Annotated in this window: 13 protein-coding genes; 6 read left to right on the forward strand and 7 right to left on the reverse strand. The window is 50.3% G+C overall.

The annotated features are described in order from the left end of the window. The first annotated feature begins 308 nt into the window (after positions 1 to 308). Together QZ311_RS03810 and QZ311_RS03815 are read left to right on the forward strand one after the other, a co-directional pair. Entirely contained in the window at positions 309 to 3,503 is a 3,195-nt protein-coding gene (locus QZ311_RS03810) for a TonB-dependent receptor (RefSeq protein ID WP_297064148.1), read from the forward strand. 17 nt (positions 3,504 to 3,520) lie between these two features. Further along, positions 3,521 to 5,131: a RagB/SusD family nutrient uptake outer membrane protein gene (locus QZ311_RS03815; protein WP_297064150.1), complete on the forward strand. Its 1,611-nt coding sequence runs from the start codon at positions 3,521 to 3,523 to the stop codon at positions 5,129 to 5,131. A gap of 206 nt (positions 5,132 to 5,337) precedes the next feature. Here the strand turns inward: QZ311_RS03815 and QZ311_RS03820 are convergent, their stop codons facing one another. The 5 genes from QZ311_RS03820 to QZ311_RS03840 all read right to left on the reverse strand — a co-directional run bounded on the left by QZ311_RS03820 (position 5,338) and on the right by QZ311_RS03840 (position 8,440). Further along, a complete protein-coding gene (locus QZ311_RS03820) occupies positions 5,338 to 6,012 on the reverse strand; it encodes an ATP-binding protein (protein ID WP_297064153.1) in 675 nt (224 codons plus the stop codon). 102 nt (positions 6,013 to 6,114) lie between these two features. Then, positions 6,115 to 6,597 (reverse strand): S-ribosylhomocysteine lyase, encoded by a 483-nt coding sequence (locus tag QZ311_RS03825; protein ID WP_297064157.1) that lies wholly within the window; start codon positions 6,595 to 6,597, stop codon positions 6,115 to 6,117. Between the two features lie 13 nt (positions 6,598 to 6,610). Next, positions 6,611 to 7,276 carry a 5'-methylthioadenosine/adenosylhomocysteine nucleosidase gene (locus QZ311_RS03830; protein WP_297064159.1) on the reverse strand — a complete coding sequence of 222 codons (666 nt, stop codon included), beginning with the start codon at positions 7,274 to 7,276 and terminating at the stop codon, positions 6,611 to 6,613. 106 nt (positions 7,277 to 7,382) lie between these two features. Further along, positions 7,383 to 8,186 (reverse strand): twin-arginine translocase subunit TatC, encoded by an 804-nt coding sequence (gene tatC / locus QZ311_RS03835; protein ID WP_297064160.1) that lies wholly within the window; start codon positions 8,184 to 8,186, stop codon positions 7,383 to 7,385. An 8-nt stretch (positions 8,187 to 8,194) separates the two neighbouring features. After that, positions 8,195 to 8,440: a twin-arginine translocase TatA/TatE family subunit gene (locus tag QZ311_RS03840; protein WP_297064164.1), complete on the reverse strand. Its 246-nt coding sequence runs from the start codon at positions 8,438 to 8,440 to the stop codon at positions 8,195 to 8,197. A gap of 226 nt (positions 8,441 to 8,666) precedes the next feature. Here QZ311_RS03840 and fabD point away from each other — a divergent pair, with 226 nt between their 5' ends. The 4 genes from fabD (at position 8,667) to QZ311_RS03860 (ending at position 12,709) form a co-directional block, all read left to right on the forward strand. Then, entirely contained in the window at positions 8,667 to 9,545 is an 879-nt protein-coding gene (fabD, locus tag QZ311_RS03845; protein ID WP_297064166.1) for an ACP S-malonyltransferase, read from the forward strand. A 94-nt stretch (positions 9,546 to 9,639) separates the two neighbouring features. Then, on the forward strand, positions 9,640 to 10,602 hold the full coding sequence (locus QZ311_RS03850) for a phosphatidylglycerol lysyltransferase domain-containing protein (protein ID WP_297064170.1): 963 nt from the start codon (positions 9,640 to 9,642) through the stop codon (positions 10,600 to 10,602). 212 nt (positions 10,603 to 10,814) lie between these two features. Continuing rightward, positions 10,815 to 11,831, forward strand: coding sequence for a homoserine O-acetyltransferase (gene metX, locus QZ311_RS03855; protein WP_297064173.1), 1,017 nt, complete (start codon positions 10,815 to 10,817; stop codon positions 11,829 to 11,831). Then, on the forward strand, positions 11,831 to 12,709 hold the full coding sequence (locus QZ311_RS03860) for an EamA family transporter (protein ID WP_297064176.1): 879 nt from the start codon (positions 11,831 to 11,833) through the stop codon (positions 12,707 to 12,709). The genes metX and QZ311_RS03860 overlap by 1 nt, the downstream gene beginning before the upstream one ends. Positions 12,710 to 12,893: 184 nt before the next feature. Here QZ311_RS03860 and QZ311_RS03865 read toward each other — a convergent pair whose 3' ends face one another. Together QZ311_RS03865 and QZ311_RS03870 are read right to left on the reverse strand one after the other, a co-directional pair. Continuing rightward, on the reverse strand, positions 12,894 to 13,754 hold the full coding sequence (locus tag QZ311_RS03865; RefSeq protein ID WP_297064179.1) for a hypothetical protein: 861 nt from the start codon (positions 13,752 to 13,754) through the stop codon (positions 12,894 to 12,896). 10 nt (positions 13,755 to 13,764) lie between these two features. After that, positions 13,765 to 15,381 (reverse strand): RagB/SusD family nutrient uptake outer membrane protein, encoded by a 1,617-nt coding sequence (locus QZ311_RS03870; protein ID WP_297064183.1) that lies wholly within the window; start codon positions 15,379 to 15,381, stop codon positions 13,765 to 13,767. Positions 15,382 to 15,399: the final 18 nt, after the last annotated feature.

The raw sequence follows: 15,399 nt of genomic DNA on the forward strand, positions 1-15,399 counted from the left end.
CCTTCCTCGCTTACTACAATTTACCTAAAAGATACACCACTCAGATTTTAACTATTGTTATTAAACACCCTCTTAACACTCCCGGATATAATTCTAAGACGTAGAGACTACACATAAAGTTACACCGGCCAATCCTTTTTTCTCTCCACATCCCCAGCATTTACACAGATTTTATACGTCTTATCCCCGAGAAATGTCATCCAAGCCGTCTCGAAGATACATTTACAAGCCGCATAAACAGCTAATTATAAGAATATTACAATATCGCATACCGATAAGACATCATGAGTGTTACTTAACTACTAGGTATGAAAAAGCTGTTTCTACTACTTGCGGCCCTCATCACCACGTTTGCGGTAATGGCTCAGAACCAGACTGTTAACGGCACGGTGACAAGCGCCGACGGCGAGCCACTGGTTGGCGCGACCGTAATGGGAGTCGGTACTCAGATTGGTGCGGCGACAGATGTCGACGGTAACTTCACCCTGACCCTTCCGGCCAAAACCAAAAAACTTCAGGTGTCATACGTTGGCATGAACACCAAGGAAGTGCACATCACTCCCGGACAGAAAATGAACATCGTCCTCGACGGAACCAACATGCTCGACGAAGTCATCACCGTCGCATACGGTACGGCAAAACGCTCGGCATTCACCGGTTCGGCTTCTGTGCTTGACGCTTCTGAGATTGAAGCCGTGCAGGTGACCAACCCGGTAGACGCGCTTAAAGGTAAGGTTTCAGGTGTGCAGATCAACTCTGCTTCAGGCGCACCCGGCAACTCTTCGCCCGCTGTGCTTATCCGCGGTATCTCTTCAATCAATGCAGGAACATCTCCGCTCATCGTGCTTGACGGAACTCCTTATGACGGAGGTCTTGACAACATCTCTACTCAGGATATCGAATCAATGACAGTCCTCAAGGACGCTGCATCAAACGCTCTTTACGGTGCACGTGGTGCAAACGGTGTCATCCTTATCACAACCAAGCGTGGCAAGCAGGGCGACGCCCGCGTGACCTTCGATGCCAAGTGGGGTCAGAACTCACGCGCTGTCAGCGATTATGACGTAATCAGTTCTCCCGCACTCTACTACGAGACATTCGGTCGCGCAGTAGGCAACTATGCAATGAACGTGGGCGGTTATGACGAGGCAAAAGCTCTCGCATATGCCAACAGCAATCTTATCTCAATGCTCGGATATAATGTCTACACTCTTCCCGAAGGTGAGAATATGCTTGTTGACGGTTTCAAGCTTAATCCCAATGCGACTCTCGGCAATATCTTCACAGCTGAAAGCGGAGAGCAATATCTTCTCACTCCTGACAGCTGGAGCGACGCTGCTTATAAGAACGCTCTCCGTCAGGAATATAACCTTAGCGTTTCGCAGGGCTCTGACAAGGGTTCTTTCTACGCATCGGCAAGCTACCTTAACAACGAAGGTATCACTGTCAACTCTGACTACGAGCGTTTCACCGGCCGTCTGGCTGCTGACCTTCAGGCCAAGAGCTGGCTCAAAGTCGGAGCAAACATGAGCTACACCCACTATGAATCAAAGTTCAACGGTGATGACGGTAGCTCTGCTTCTTCAGGCAATATCTTCGCTGTGAACAATGTGCTCGCTCCTATCTATCCTCTCTATGTACGTGACGCACAAGGTAATATCCTTAAAGATGTCAACGGTAACACAATGTATGACTACGGTGACGGAATGGGACTCGGACTTCCCTCACGTCCTGTGTTCTCTCAGGCCAACCCGCTGTCACAGAACATCCTCGATGTAAGCAAATATGACGGTAATGCAATGACCGCTACCGGTTATGCTGAAATCCGTTTCCTCCGTGACTTCAAGTTCACCACAAACAACACTGTCAATCTTTACGAACAGCGTCGAACCAACGTGACAAACCCGTTCTTCGGTCAGTACGCATCTTCAAACGGTATTGTAAGCAAATATTCTACCCGTCGTATCGACTACACTTACCAGCAGTTGCTCAACTGGGCACGTCAGTTCGGTGAACACAACATCAATGTGCTTCTCGGTCACGAAAACTATTGGAACAAATACTCTTACATGTATGCTTCACGCTCCAACATGCTTCTCCCCTCCAACGAGGAGCTCGATGGCGCTGTGATTGAAAACGGTAACTCTTCTTATCAGACTGAATATAACAACGAAGGCTGGTTCGGACGTGTGAACTACGATTACGACAGCAAATACTTCGGTAGCGTGTCGCTCCGTCGTGACGCATCTTCTCGCTTTGATCCCGAACACCGCTGGGGTACATTCTGGTCGGCATCGGCAGCATGGATTATCAACAAGGAAGCATTCTTCCAGGCTCCTTGGGTCGACATGTTGAAGCTTAAGGTTTCTTATGGCGAACAGGGTAACGACAACATCGGTAACTTCCGTTATGTGAACACCTATACCATCGTGAACTCAGGCGGTCAGGCTGCTGCTCAGCCCAACACTCTCGGAAACAAGAATATCACTTGGGAAAAGGGTGGTAACCTCAACTATGGTGTTGACTTCAGCTTCTTCAACGAACGTCTCTCAGGTACAGTCGAAGGATTCTACCGCAAGACATCCGACATGCTCTTCTCGTTCCCGCTCCCCCCGAGCTACGGCTACACCTCTTATTATGACAATATCGGTGACATGACCAACACCGGTTTCGAACTTGACCTCCGCGGCGACATCATCCGTACACGTAACTTCACTTGGTCTGCCAACCTCAACTTCACTTTCTACAAGAACAAGATTACCCGTCTGCCCGAAGAGCGCAAGACTATGACTGTCGACGGTGTTGACGGCTATAGCTCAGGCAGCTATTTCTACGGTGAAGGTGAATCGCTCTATACATTCCGTATCAAGAGATTTGCCGGAATTGACAAGGAAACCGGTGAATCAATGTGGTACATGAACGAACGTGACGCCGAAAACAAGCTGACCGGCAACATCGTTACAACCAAGACCTATGGCAACGCCGATTTCTATCTTTGCGGAACAGCTCTGCCCGATGCTTACGGTGGTTTCGGCACATCGTTCAACACTTACGGATTTGACTTTGCCATTGATTTCACTTATCAGCTCGGCGGTCAGGTGTATGACGGAACTTATGCAGGCCTTATGTCAAGCCCCTACGGATCATCGCGCGGCCGTGCGATGCACAAGGACCTCTTGAACGCATGGACTCCCGAAAACAAGAATTCAAGCATTCCCCAGATGGTCTACAATGACCAGTATGTGTCATCGACTTCCGACCGCTTCCTCACCAGCGCATCTTATCTCGCACTTCAGAACATCAACTTCGGTTACACCCTTCCCAGCAAGGCAACCAAGAAGATTGACGTAGAGAAAATCCGTTTCTATCTCTCGTGCGACAATGTAGCTATCTGGTCAAAGCGTAAGGGTCTCGATCCCCGTCAGTCAATCACCGGTGCTGTGACCAACGCATACTATGCGCCTATCCGTACTATCTCCGGTGGTATTAATATTTCATTCTAATCAGCAGACAACAAGAAATGAAAGCTATATTTAAATCAACACTCCTTCTTGCTGTAGCTTCAGGCCTCACATTCTCCTCATGTATCGAAGAGGTTTATCCTACAAGCAATGTTACACAGGATCAGCTTGAGTCTTCAGTAAAGGCAGGCGAGGCTATGATGTATGCCATGTCAGGTTTCATGGTTAACTGGAACACAACAGGTGCAGAGTGGCACGGTGATTTCGGATACTCGTCCATGATGCACATCCGTGACTGCATGACAGGCGACATGTCTGTTCTCGGCATCGGTCTCAACTACAACCAGTGGAGCAACTATACCCAGATTGTATATCTTGGCCAGAACTATGCTTCGGTTCAGCGTATCTGGAACTACTATACACAGCAAGTGCTTGCTTGCAACAAGGCTCTCGGCATCTATCATGCCGATGTAGAGGATGACTACAGCAAGGGTGCACGTGCGACAGCACTCACATTCCGTGCGATGACTTATCTCGACATGGCCCGCTGGTATGAGTTCCTTCCCAACAACAACACTTCGGCTATAACTATCGACGGTAATGATGTCACTAACTTAACAGTGCCTATCGTAACTGAAAACACTACCGAGGAAGAGGCCCGCAACAATCCGCGTGCAACACGTCAGGAAATGTTCGACTTCCTTCTTGCAGACCTTCAGTATGCCGAGAAATATATCAGCAACGCAAGCTATGGCACTCGTCTGCTTCCTGATCTCGGTTGCGTCTACGGTGTTCTTGCCCGCCTTTACACATGGGTAGAGGATTATGCCAATGCTGCCGAGTATGCTGAAAAGGCTATCAACGCAAGTGGCTGCACTCCTCTTACGAAGGATGCTTGGATCAATCCTAAGTCCGGTTTCAACTCGATGGACAATACATCTTGGATGTGGGGTCTGAAATTCGAGAAGGAAAACGATGCTGTTGCGACAGGTATCTGTAACTGGACTTCTATGATGAGCCCCGAAGCAGAATATGGTTATGCAGGTGTCGGTGCATGTCCGATTGTCGATGCCAAGATGTATGCCCGTATTTCTGACACAGACTTCCGTAAGCTTTCTTGGATTACTCCCGGCGTGACCAGTCTCGTGTATGACTTCCCCTTGGTCAATGAGGGAGACCGTGGTTACTATGTCAACTATTTCCCCTATGGATCTATCAAGTTCCGCCCGGGTGCAGGAAATGGAACTGACCCGAATGAGGGTTCAGCAACTGCAGTACCTGTAATGCGTGTCGAGGAAATGTGGTTCATCTACATTGAAGCACTCGCCCACATAAATCCTGCAAAAGGCAAGGAAGAACTTGAGAAATTCATGCAGACTTACCGCGATCCCAACTACACATGCTCTGTGTCAGCTCTTGACGAAGTCGTAGAGGAAATCGTATTCCAGAAGCGAGTAGAGCTTTGGGGCGAGGGTCATACACTCTTTGACATCAAGCGTCTCAACTACTCTGTGGTCCGTGACTACGAGGGTACAAACTTCTATGAGGATTCTCGCAAGAATACCGTCGGCCGTCCTGCATGGATGAACATGGTAATCGTTCAGACTGAAGGCAACAACAACCGTGCTGTCGCCGGCTGGAACAATCCTGATATCCCCGACAACTATTAATTTGTCTCTAAAATAATGAATGTCAATGAGACATTCATTTAGATAACAGCGGAGACGGCAGTTAAGCCGTCTCCGCTTATTTTCAATATATCCTGTCTCCAAGGATAATAATTGAAACTGTTGGATATGACATTCTTCCATAATCGACAAGAGGCATCCGGACTGTCCGGATGCCTCTTGTTCGGTTTGTTATTTTGACGTAAACTCTACTTTTCCTCTGATTCCGGTTCATTCCGGTGGGTCAGCAGGAATGTCTTGCCATTGTAATGGAAGTCAATCAGCCCCATCGAATGTAGACGGATGACGGTGTCTTCGGCTGCAGCCCGCGAAACATGGGCCGAGAGCATGAAATCTTCAACAGCCACAGGGCCTTTGTCGAGCATATCGACAAGCGATTTTTCAGCCGTGGAGAATGAAATGACGCATCCTTCCGAAGTAGCCGAAGCCATCCATGCGCGCACCATCAGTTCGGGCGCAAGGATGTTTTCGTCCTTGACGCGGTAGTAGGCACGGCGCGAACCGTCGGCTTCAAGCACTACCACCGGGCGCTCCGGAGAGCGGTCAATCTCGATGCGGAACACTGTCTTGTCGCCTTCGGTACGGAAAGCGGTCACCCGGATTCCCTGAGCCGGCCGGCAATACATCTCGGCTGCCTGCTCGATGACATATATATCTTCCTCGTTGCGGACTCCGGCAATAACACCATTGTCTTTGACACCTACAAGCAGACGGCCTCCGTCGTTGTTGGCAAAAGCCGAGATGCTGCGTGCAATCTTTCGCGCGTCGGAAATGGCGAATTTAAAATCCTGATGTTCATGCTCACCTTCTTCGATGAGCGATGCGATGTAGTATTTACCTCTTATACCTTTGAGATCTTTCATATCAATGGATATGGGGTGGAACGGGGCGTGGCCTTAGGCACGCATGACATGAGAAAAACAGTGACGACGGACGGCGATAAGTTGCCGTGTCACTGCATTGTTTTATTGCGGATAGACGAGATTTTCCGGCTTGATGTCGGCAAGGACTTCGTGGAGATAGCGTCGGGCATCCTTTCGGGCCTGTTCGAGATCCATGAACGACCAGTTGCCGCAGTCTCGGGGACTTGCGCCGGGAACTTCACCTTCAAAGTTGGCCACAAAGTCCATCGTGTCACGCAGGAGGTCTACAACATCGGCGCTTTCAAGCTCACCCTGAACGATGAGATAGTTGCCGGTGCAGCATCCCATCGGCCCCCAGTAGACTATGCGGTCTTTCCAGTGGGGATTGTTGCGCAGATAAGTGGCCGCAAGGTGTTCGAGCGCATGGAGCGATTCGGGAGTGAGTGCGGGCTGGCGGTTTGGCTCTGTCATGCGCACGTCAAATGTGGTTATGACGTCGCCAGAAGGAGTGGTGTCGCGCCGTGAGACATAGATGCCTCTCAGCAGACGGTTGTGGTCAATTGTGAAACTCGGAATCTTATTCATCGTAGTCAGGAGATTACACATTAAAAATAATTTCTTTGACAATCTCAAACGATTTGCGGGGAGCTTCGGTCCAGAAGTCTTCATACTGGCGTGAATTGTCGTGGGAACACCACGGGGTGTCGCTGATGACGCGCAGACACATGAACGGAACGCCACGCTGGTCGCAGACCTGAGCGATAGCGGCCGACTCCATATCGACGGCCATCACGTCGGGGAAATGTCCGCGGATAGTGTCGATTTCATCCTTTGAAGATATGAAAAGCTCGCCCGAGGCAATCAATCCGCGTTTCACGCCCTCGTTTCCTCCGAGCTGTGGCAGACGTGCCGGAAAATACAGCGGACAACCGGGGACATGGCCCCACTCCTCGCCGATGCACCAGAAATCGTGGTGCACGAGACGGTCGGCGATGACAATATCCATCACAGCCACTTCGTCGCCTGCTCCGGCAGCAACGCCGGTGTTGATGACGAGTTCCGGACCGAAAGCGTCAATAAGGCTCACTGCGCCTATGGCCGCGTTGACCTTGCCGATGCCACATTGCATCACGGCCACTTCGTTTTCACCGATTTTTCCGCAGTGATAGGTCACTGTTCCGCGAGTTACGGTCGATTGGTCAGAGAGAAGAGGAAGTATCAGGGCCAGTTCCTTCTGCATGGCCACGATTATGCCTATTTTCATGTTCGTTTTTTTATAATGCATAATCCATAGTATGTATTATGCACGGTTCGTTTTTTATTTATGTTTTTTCAATGATGTTTTTTCCGAAGAGGATATTATCGGGAGGTTATTGCGGTTGTTCCACGTTGCATACAGCCTCAGGCTGCGAAGCGTGTGGCACGGTAAAGGCTGAAAGTTCCCATAGTAAGTATAATGGGAGGAAGACAACCATAAGCGTGAACGGGTCGCCACTCGGAGTGATGGCTGCGGCGGCGATAAGAAGGGCGACAATAGCATGACGGCGGTAACGGCTGAAAAATGCACGTGAGAGGAAGCCGGTCTTGCCGATCAGCCATGTCACCAGCGGCAGTTCGAACACTATACCCATGACGAGGATGAGCATGAGAAAATTGTCCATATACGAGTCAAGCGAAATCTGATTCGGTATCAGGGCGCTCAGCTGATAGTCGGCAAGGAAGCGCAATGTCAGCGGAAAGACTATGAAATAGCCCGTGGCAACACCGAGAAAAAACATCATGTTGCCGAAGATGAATGCAGTCCGCATCCCGCGCTTCTCCTCCTCGTAAAGCCCCGGAGCGATGAAACCCCAGAGGAGATAGACACAGAAAGGGAATCCCAGCACCACGGCAAGCCAGAACGATGTGGACATGTGGATGAAGAACTGCGATGCAAGTCTGATGTTTATGAGTTCGATGTCGTGGGTGTCAGTAGCCGAGTCGGGCAGCAGTGTCGAACCGGGCAGCTCGGCGAGCCATCGGTAGAGAATGAAATCAGACTTGCACGGGGCGAGAATCACTGAATCAAAGATATAGGGCATTGCGGCGAAAAGCACGCATGTCAACACGACAAGAAGCCCCGCCACACGGAGCAGGACTCCGCGCAGAGCTTCAGCGTGATCCCAGAATCCCATCTCGGAATTCACTTCCTGTCAGCTTCGTTTTTGGTTTGTGTATTGCCCGTGGCAGAGTCGGCCGACTGTTGTCGGGCATCGGGATTTTCCTTTATCTGGTCGACAGCCTCGTTCATGCCCTGTTTGAACATGCTTATTCCCTTGCCCATGCTGCGTGCAAGTTCAGGGATGCGTTTCGCACCGAAGAGCAGGATTATGGCGAAAAAAATTATAATCATTTCGCCTGTGCCGAAATTAAGGAAGCAAGGTATCATTGTGGTTATAAGGATAAAAGATGGTTTAAGATTGACAATCCACCGACGCAGACTGCCTGCACATCTGCAAAGTTACGTAAATTTTTATTGATGAAACGAGTAAACACTCCGCCGCATTGCAGGCGCTGATGTTAAAAATGGTTTTTGAACCTTAAAATCTTATTGGAAAACCGTAACTTTGCACCTCCAATCAGATTATATAGATTAGATTATATACCATTCATTTATGAAAGCATTTGTATTTCCCGGTCAGGGAGCCCAGTTCGTCGGAATGGGCAAAGACCTCTACGACAACAATGAAGTGGCAAAGGAAATGTTTGAGAAAGCAAATGAAATTCTCGGTTTCCGCATCACTGACCTTATGTTTGAAGGTACAGACGAGGATCTTCGTCAGACCAAGGTGACACAGCCTGCAATTTTCCTCCACTCTGTAATCCTTGCCAAGACAATGGGCGAGGAATTCAACCCCTCGATGGTAGCAGGCCATTCGCTCGGTGAATTCTCTGCACTTGTCGCTGCCGGAGCGCTCAGCTTCGAGGATGGTCTCCGTCTTGTGTCGGCCCGCGCACAGGCCATGCAGAAAGCTTGTGAACTCAAGCCTTCGACAATGGCTGCCGTAATCGCTCTTCCCGACGAAAAGGTTGAAGAAATCTGCGCTGAGATTCCCGGTGTTGTTGTCTGCGCCAACTACAACTGCCCCGGTCAGCTCGTGATCTCAGGTGAAGAAGAAGCCATCGACGCTGCATGTGTCAAGCTCAAGGAAGCCGGCGCAAAGCGCGCTATGCGCCTCAAGGTTGGCGGTGCGTTCCACTCACCCTGCATGGAACCTGCCCGCGCCGAACTTGCCGAAGCCATCGAAAAGACCGAGGTACACACTCCCGTTGTCCCCGTTTATCAGAATGTCGACGCAAAGCCTCACACCGATCCCGCTGAAATCAAGGCAAACCTCGTGGCTCAGCTCACCGCACCCGTCCGCTGGACTCAGAGCGTGCAGAACATGATTGCCGACGGTGCTGACGAGTTCATCGAACTTGGCCCGGGCAAGGTGCTTCAGGGTCTTGTCAACAAGATCAACCGCGAAGTAGCCACTTCTGGCCGTCAGTAAGAATTATCGCGACGGAGAAGGCACGACTGCGTGTGAACCTCACATAAGCGCGAAACGTTTATCATAATGAAAAAACGCACAAACTATTTATATTATGATAACGCCACGCCAGAATGCAGGCTATACCACCGCTGTCATCACAGCGCGTCCGCGCAGAGAGGGTCAACTCAGATTCAGGCCGCTTACGCTTTCGGATGTCGATAAGCTCCGTCCGTTTTTCTCACAGGCATGTTGCCGCACGTGTGATTTCACTGTCGGCGGTATGTTCATGTGGACTGACTATTTTGATTACAAATACTGTATCTTCAACGACACTCTCTTTATCAAGGGTGTGACCGAAGACGACGTTACACGACCGGCTTTTTCAATCCCCGTCGGCAAGATGGGTATTGAGGAGTCGGTCAATATTTTGCTCGAACATTGCCGCCGCGAAGGCTGCGACCTCATATTTTCGGCTGTCCCCGAAGCCTATGTCGCACCTCTTCAGGCTCTTGGCGCAAAGACAGTGGATAAGCTCGACGGATGGAGCGACTATCTGTATGACGCGCAAGCCCTTGCCACTCTTGGCGGCAAAAAACTCAACAAGAAGCGCAACCACGTCAACCGTTTCGAGGCAGAGAACCCCGGATATACCTTCGAGCCACTGACTCCGGAGCTGCTTCCGGCTGTCAGGGATTTTTTCAACGCCACACATCTGCCGTTGTCAAAACCTGCTTTGGCCGACATCGAACGTGCGCAGGTGATGCATGTGCTCGACAATCTCGATGCCTACGGATTCGAGGGGGCGGTGCTTTCGACTCCCGGCAACGGAATCGTGGCTTTCACACTCGGCGAGGTGAAGGGCGACACGCTCTATACTCACATTGAGAAAATGAATCACGAGATTGTCGGCGCAGGCGAGACGGTCAACAAGCTGTTTGCTGCAATGATGACCGAACGGCATCCGGAAGTAATCTACATCAACCGCGAGGAAGATGTCGGCGACCCGGGACTGCGTCACGCCAAGGAATCGTATCATCCCGTTGAACTTCTTGACAAATACAACGTCACTTTCTGAAAAAACATAACAGCTACGGAAATTCAGAAATCACAAAAATAACAGATTCTACGTTTATGCGGACTTTTCTGTCCGTCATCCGGCATTTTATACGGCGGATAAATGCAGAATAGGTTATTTTTGTGATTTCTGAATTTTTGTAGTCCGTGTTTTCCGGCATTCCCCTCCGAAATGCGTAACTTTGTGGCCATTAATAGCGTCAATTGGAAAAAATGGTCAATTATTATCACCACAGCGAGCCTTTCGCGCTCGAACTCGGAGGTCAGCTTGATGAACTTCGTATCGCATATCACACTTATGGGACTCTCAACGACGACAAGAGCAATGTCGTCTGGGTCTGTCATGCACTCACCGCCAACAGCGATGTTCAGGACTGGTGGCCTCATACGGTCGAAGAGGGTAAATTCCTTGATCCGGCACATAACTTTGTGGTCTGTGCCAATATCCTCGGGTCGCCTTACGGGACGACAGCCCCACTGCACACCAATCCCGCAACGGGAAAGCCATATTACAAGGATTTCCCGAAATATACAATCCGTGACATCGTTAACGCCCACCGCGTCCTTGCCGACGCACTCGGAATCGGACATATCGACACTCTGGTGGGATGTTCGGTCGGCGGATTTCAGGCCATCGAATGGGCCGTCATGCAACCGGATCGTTTCGATAGGCTGGTATTGATGGCCACAGATGCCGTGGCCACACCGTGGACCATCGCTATCGACGAAACGATGCGCATGTGTATCGAGGCCGACCATACATTCGGCGAGCCGTCGGCCGACGCAGGCCGGAAAGGTCTTGCTGCCGCGCGTGCGATCGGTCTGTTGAGCTACCGTGGCTACTATGGCTACAATCTGACCCAGCGCGACAAGGAGGAACTCCCCGAAGTACACCGCGCGTCGAGCTATCAGCAATATCAGGGCGAGAAGCTCTGCCGGAGATTCGATGCCTATTCCTACTATTCCATCCTCAATGCTTTCGACACCCACGATGTGGGGCGTGGACGCGGCGGTCTTGACGAAGCCCTCAAGCGCATCAAAGCGCGCACACTCGTCATCGGCCTTGAAACCGACATCGTCTTCCCTCCGCGCGAGATGCAGGAACTCTGCTCGAAAATCCCCGGAGCGGTCTATGGCGAAATCCATTCGCCTTTCGGCCATGACGGTTTTCTCGTTGAATACAACCAGCTCAACAATCTTTTACTCCCATTCATGAGAATGAAACAGTAATGACAAAAAATACCAAAGGATATATTCTCGGTGCGGTGGCAGCTGTAAGCTACGGCACGAACCCTCTCTTTGCCGTCCCGCTCTATGAGATGGGGATGGATGTCTCATCGGTGTTGTTCTACCGATATATTTTCGCGACAATGATACTCGGAGTCATAATGTGGATGCGTGGCGATAGTTTCCGGCTCGAACGGCGTGATTTGCCACTCATGGTCATCCTCGGCATATTTTTTGCCATGTCGTCCGTTCTGTTGTTCGAGGCTTACAACTATATGGACGTCGGGCTTGCATCGACGCTGCTTTTTGTAGAGCCGGTGTTCATCGCTCTGATTTTATGGTTCTTTTACCGCGAAAAGATATCGCTGTGGACCATCATATCGATAGCCATCTGCCTCGCGGGTGTCGTGTTTCTCTGCAACCCGGGTGAAGGGGCACACGTGACAGCAACAGGTGTGACACTCGTCGTATTCTCGGCTCTTTCCTATGGTCTCTATATGGTGCTTATCAACAAGAGCCGCATACGGCGCCTTTCAGGATCGACTCTGACATTCTATTCGCTGCTTTTCGGAATGATAGTCTTTGCTGCGCGCACTGATTTCTTCACGGCCGTGCAGCCTGTTCCTTCAGGATGGCTTCCGTGGGGTTGCATCATAGGCATTTCAGTAGTCCCAACCATTATTTCGCTCATGACGGTGGCCATCTCCATTCAGTGTATCGGCTCAGTACCCGTGGCCATACTCGGCGCTCTCGAACCAATCACAGGTATCATGTTCGGAGTCCTTCTGTTTGGCGAAGTCCTCACCGTCCGTGCAATAATCGGAATCTTCCTCATCATCTGCGCTGTCATGACCCTCGTCCTGACCAAAGGAAAAAGCTGACACATAATGGAATCCATACAAATAGCGAATGCGGACCGATCGGCAATGACCGGCCCGCATTTTATTTGAGGATATGACGATTCTAAATTTATCGCAGTAGAATCTTACGCGAATGGACTGAAAAACAAACGGATGTGCCAATCATCATGGCACATCCGTTTGTTTTTGGGGGATTAAAAGCGAATTATTTGAGACCTGTAAGGTCGATACAGAAAGCTCCGCTCTGGTTGGCATAATAGCCGCCGTCGTTATCATAAATTACAAGTCCCTTGACCGGCCATGTAATCTTGCCGTCGGCGAGAGCACCGAATGCCTGAAGACCGAAGGTCATGACTCCATAGCCCATGTCCACACCTGTAGTGGTACGTGCATTTGGATTATCGCCGAAGAATACCTTTGAAGGATTGGTTGCATTGACTACAACGTAGTTTTCGCTGAGAGTGCAATAGCTTCTGAACGGAGATGTCGCACATCCGTAGGGGTTCACGAGTCGGTAGAGTCCGGCAGTGTTGTAGTGTTCCTGAATTTCAACAGCCCAAGTGAAACAGGGATTGCTGAAAAGCGGGCCACACATGTCATCGGTATACTGGCAGTTTCCGATAGTGATCCATTCCTCACCCTCAGCAAATGTGAAAGTGCCTTCCCATGCGTTGAGGATATAGGGCGATGTGAATTCATCGTCGATGGTGAGGTTCAGGCTGTAGGTGGCGAAGTTTTCCATCGCGTCGACAAGCGGGGTGATTGAGACGGGGGCCGAAGTGGCGCCGCTCGCGAATGTCACGCTTGCGGGAACGGTAAACTTGTCGGTGTCACCGGCAGCGGCAATGGGAACTGTGAGCTCGCCTTCGCCTGACAGGCGGTAGAGTGTGATTACCTGTGCGCCGGCCTGTGCGTCAATGGTGAAGTTTACCTCTTCCTCTGATGAGAAATATACTCCGGGAGTGCTGACCTCAGGAGCGGGTGTGTAGTCGACCTCATCAGTACATGCCGTAAACGACATGGCTGCAATCAGTCCGATTGCTGAAAATAATTTATATAGTTTCATTGTCTACTTGTTAATTAGCGGGTTTAAATTTATCTCCGACAGCAGGATTGCAGAAACCTTCAACTCCCTTGTTGAAGTTGCCTTCATAGTCAACGAAAGGCCAGTTCATCCAGCCGGGACGGCCGTTGGTGTTGTATTGAGCGGCAGCAGGCCAGTTAGAACCGTCGTAGCCACGTGTCACACTCTTGTTGAGACGCTTGAAATCGTAGAAAATCACGTTTTCACCCCAGAACTCGATGCGTTTCTGCTTGAAGCATTCGTCGACAACGCCCTCGGTGTCAGATGCGAGACAAGAGTATGTTGAATAGCGGTAAGTCTTCATGAAGTTTTCAAGAAGCTCCTTGCCCTGCGAAGCATTGGTGTGGGCGGTAGCCTCAGCCTCGATGAGATACATTTCCTCGATACGCATGAGGGGGATAGCTACAGCAAATGTTGTCGCACGCTGGTCGACCACACCGCTGCCGGGACGGAACTTGATACCTGCATAATCCTTGAGTGACGCGCCCTTGCTTGCAGAGATATAGGGTTCGAGACCTGAGAGTGCGCTACCCGCAGGTGCTTTCCATGAGAGCTTACGCCAGTCGGCATTGTCGATTGAAGCGTAGAGCGAGGCATCAATCATCATGTTTGTGCCATACTGACCGCTGTAACCAAGGTTGGATTCGGCAATCATGAAGCTGCCCCAGTTCGATGACTGACCTGTGGTCACGGCATCGTCATTGCTCTCATACTGAATGGCCCACATCCAAGAATTGAAATTCGAGCTGTTGAAACCATTTGTCTTGTCAAACCACTCGTTTTGTGTCAGAGGTGCATAACCTGTGCCGGTCGAGATAGCCTTGCGGGCATATTCGGCTGCCTTAGGATAGTTCTCATCCCACATATACACGCGAGCCATAAGACCGTAGACTACAGCGAGGTCGGGGAACACCTTCGATTCGCGGGCAGAAGTGGTGGACTTGAAGAGCTCTTCAGCACGGGTGAGGTCGGCAAGAAGTTTTTCCGACATTGCGGCATGTGGCAGACGGGGGTTGTTGCTGAGCTGATCGCTTGTCATGTCGGGGGTGACATAGGGAACGGTCAGTCCGGTCACGTCGTTACCGTCGCTGTTGACACCACTGACAGTCTCATTGGGAAGGAACTCATAGATACGGGCCATGTCGATATAAGTAGCGCTGCGATATGCGAGTGCCTCGGCGAGATATTTAATCTGTTCGGGGCTCTGCGGGTCGGGGAGCATACCGATGACTTCGTTGGCCGCCTTTACCTGAAAGTTCAGATAGTACCAGTTAATCTGTGAGAGAAGATAGGTCGGGTCGATATTAATTGTTACCTCCTGCCAGTACATAAAGTGCTGATAGCCGGTGTATGGCTGGATCATGTCATTGGTCATGACATTCTGTGCGATTATTATCGAGGGATAACCGAAGTCAAACACATTTGTGGTCCAGATATGCCACTGTTTCATATATGCCGGCATACCTTTCACTATTGATTCAAGAGACTTGGACGAACCGGCTACCTGATCTGAAGTCACACCATTGGTTGGGAATGTTTCTTCGATACATCCCGTCAACAGAGGTGTTGCCACGGCTAAGACCGCAAGCGATTTCAATATATTTTTCATTGTAAATAGTCGAGAATT

The organism is uncultured Duncaniella sp., from assembly GCF_910578445.1.
GTDB lineage: Bacteria > Bacteroidota > Bacteroidia > Bacteroidales > Muribaculaceae > Duncaniella.

Bases quoted from the DNA above. Each gene is read 5' to 3' on its own strand.
- QZ311_RS03840 (WP_297064164.1), bottom strand. From the start codon at position 8,440: ATGATACCTTGCTTCCTTAATTTCGGCACAGGCGAAATGATTATAATT.
- QZ311_RS03860 (WP_297064176.1), top strand. From the start codon at position 11,831: ATGACAAAAAATACCAAAGGATATATTCTCGGTGCGGTGGCAGCTGTA.
- QZ311_RS03810 (WP_297064148.1), top strand. From the start codon at position 309: ATGAAAAAGCTGTTTCTACTACTTGCGGCCCTCATCACCACGTTTGCG.
- fabD (WP_297064166.1), top strand. From the start codon at position 8,667: ATGAAAGCATTTGTATTTCCCGGTCAGGGAGCCCAGTTCGTCGGAATG.
- QZ311_RS03820 (WP_297064153.1), bottom strand. From the start codon at position 6,012: ATGAAAGATCTCAAAGGTATAAGAGGTAAATACTACATCGCATCGCTC.
- QZ311_RS03825 (WP_297064157.1), bottom strand. From the start codon at position 6,597: ATGAATAAGATTCCGAGTTTCACAATTGACCACAACCGTCTGCTGAGA.
- QZ311_RS03850 (WP_297064170.1), top strand. From the start codon at position 9,640: ATGATAACGCCACGCCAGAATGCAGGCTATACCACCGCTGTCATCACA.
- tatC (WP_297064160.1), bottom strand. From the start codon at position 8,186: ATGGGATTCTGGGATCACGCTGAAGCTCTGCGCGGAGTCCTGCTCCGT.
- QZ311_RS03815 (WP_297064150.1), top strand. From the start codon at position 3,521: ATGAAAGCTATATTTAAATCAACACTCCTTCTTGCTGTAGCTTCAGGC.
- metX (WP_297064173.1), top strand. From the start codon at position 10,815: ATGGTCAATTATTATCACCACAGCGAGCCTTTCGCGCTCGAACTCGGA.
- QZ311_RS03830 (WP_297064159.1), bottom strand. From the start codon at position 7,276: ATGAAAATAGGCATAATCGTGGCCATGCAGAAGGAACTGGCCCTGATA.
- QZ311_RS03870 (WP_297064183.1), bottom strand. From the start codon at position 15,381: ATGAAAAATATATTGAAATCGCTTGCGGTCTTAGCCGTGGCAACACCT.
- QZ311_RS03865 (WP_297064179.1), bottom strand. From the start codon at position 13,754: ATGAAACTATATAAATTATTTTCAGCAATCGGACTGATTGCAGCCATG.